Genomic DNA, 2,272 nt, shown 5'->3' with positions numbered 1-2,272 from the left:
AGAGTTGGCTCGGTTTGTCTGAACAGTTTCGGGCGTTTTGCTAAGTGGATTTCCGCCTCGCTTATGCTGGCACGTTCATTGGTTTCAGCGCGTTGAAGTAGCCTGATCCGGGGTCTGCCGGTCAAGGGACGAATGCGGGCGTCGGGTGTTGTAGAAGGTCAGGTAGCGGCCGATGCCAGCGCGGGCCTCGGACACGGTCTTGTAGGCGTGGAGGTAGACCTCCTCGTATTTGATCGACCGCCAGAGCCGCTCGACGAAGACGTTGTCCCGCCAAGAACCCTTGCCGTCCATTGAGATGGCGATTCCGGCTTTCTTCAGCACCGCCGTGAAGTCGATGGATGTGAACTGCGATCCTTGATCCGTGTTGAAGATGTCGGGCTTGCCGTAATGAGCAAGTGCCTCCTCGACCGCTTTGATGCGGAAGTCCGCTTCCATCGTGATCGACAGCCGCCACGACAAGACCTTCCGGCTGAACCAATCGACGACCGCGCAGAGATAGACAAATCCCCGCGCCATGGGGATGTAGCTGATGTCCATGGCCCAGACCTGGTTGGGTCTGGTGACGGCAAACTTGCGCAGCAGATACGGATAGACCTTGTGCCCAGGCGCCGGTTTCGACGTGTTCGGGCGGCGGTAAATCGCCTCGATGCCCATCTTTTTCATCAGCGTGGCGACGTGCAGCCGCCCGGTTTCCAACCCTTTTCCTCTCAAAAGCCCTTGCAACATCCGGCTTCCGGCAAACGGGTAATCGAGATGCAGCCCGTCGATCCGCCGCATCAAGGCCAGATCGCCGTTGGACACCGGACGGGGTAGATAATAGACGCTTCCACGGCTGAAGCCGAGAAGCTTCGCCTGGCGTGCGACCGACAATTTGTGCTCGCGGTCGATCATTTCTTGTCCACCAGCAATCCCGCCTTGCCGAGCGCACCGGATAAAGCGCAGACTCTCAAATTGAACGTGGAACGCAAGCGGGCAGGTCAATCCGAGCCTGAAATTGAGCCCTGGAAGCAGACCCCCCGGACCGATGTCCGGAGGATTTACGTGCAAGGAAAGCGAAAAGAGATGTTCTGGCCTGTCTGCAGATTCACTCACCTGCACATCAGGCCTAGCCCGCGTCACTTGGTCGTGACAGCCTGGACCTTGTTGACGAGCGTGTCGCCATATTTGTCGGTGAAGGTCTTCCAGACGGGCTTGACGGCCTCCTGGAAGGCCTGACGGTCGACATCGCTGTTGACGACCATGCCTTCCTTTTCCAGGTCCGCGATCATCGATGCTTCGCTGTCCTTGGAAAGCTGGCGTTCATAGTCGACTGCAACCTTGGCCGCCTTCATGATGATTTCCTGCTGGTCTTCCGGCAGGCTGGCGAATTTCTTCCCGTTCATCGCCAGCACCAGCGCGGCATAGGAGTGGTTGGTCAGCGACAGGTATTTCTGGACTTCGTAGAACTTGAAAGATTGCACGATGGTGATCGGGTGATCCTGTGCATCGACAACGCCGGTTTCCAGAGCGGTGTAGAGCTCCGCGACCGGGATCTGCTGCGGATTGGCCTTCAGCAGCGCGAACATGTCATTGAGCGCCTCCGAGTTGTTGGTGCGCATGCGCAGGCCTTCAAGATCCTTCGGCTCGACAATCGGGCCGCGGTTATTGGTGATTTCGCGGAAACCGTTTTCCGGGAAACCCAGAACCTTGAGATCGAAGTTTTCGAATTCGGCGGCGGCTTCCTGACCGATCGGCCCGTCATAGACTTCGTAGGCCTGATCGCGATCGGTGATCATGAACGGCAGCATCAGTCCGCCGAGTTCGGGCATCATGCCGGTGAAATTGTTCAGACCGCTCATGACGATGTTGACCTGAGCCCCGACTTCCCTCCAGTTTTCGGGGCGCAGAGCACGCGCCGATCAGGCTGGGCGCTTCGGTTTGCGGCTCTTGTGTTTCGACGTCTTGCCGCGATCGGCCGATGGGGCCTGGGGTTTGCGGGTCGGCTTGCCGTCCTGCCTGAATTTCGGTTTCGCTTGTCTCGGCTTTTCGCGCATCTCACCGGCCGGCGCGATCATGATGCCTCTTTCGAGGTTGCCCGGCTGCTTGATCTGTTTCGCATAGCCGGCGGCCTTGTCGGCGGAAATTTCGAAACGGGTTTCGGTGTCATCGATTTTGATCTTGCCGACATCGCGTTTGGTCACGCCGCCGGCGTTGCAGATCATCGGCAGCAGGAATTTCGGATCGGCGCGCTGCTTGCGCCCGAGCGAGATGGTGAACCATACGCCGTCCTGCA

The 2,272-nt window shown here is 58.5% G+C and carries 2 protein-coding genes and 1 pseudogene; all 3 read right to left on the bottom strand.

The genetic code is table 11. The annotated features are described in order from the left end of the window. Nucleotides 1–61: 61 nt before the first annotated feature. Nucleotides 62–936, bottom strand: a pseudogene (locus tag AC5DC2_RS23195) (IS3 family transposase); the annotation flags it as partial. A gap of 179 nt (nt 937–1,115) precedes the next feature. Next, complete coding sequence (locus tag AC5DC2_RS23190; RefSeq protein WP_491700193.1) at nt 1,116–1,844, bottom strand: DctP family TRAP transporter solute-binding subunit; 729 nt, start codon at nt 1,842–1,844, stop codon at nt 1,116–1,118. Nucleotides 1,845–1,898: 54 nt separating this feature from the next. After that, nucleotides 1,899–2,272: DbpA RNA binding domain-containing protein (locus AC5DC2_RS23185; protein ID WP_491700192.1), on the bottom strand; the 374-nt coding region annotated here is incomplete at its 5' end.

This window comes from Martelella sp., assembly GCF_984369615.1.
This window is presented reverse-complemented; position numbering and strand designations above follow the sequence as displayed.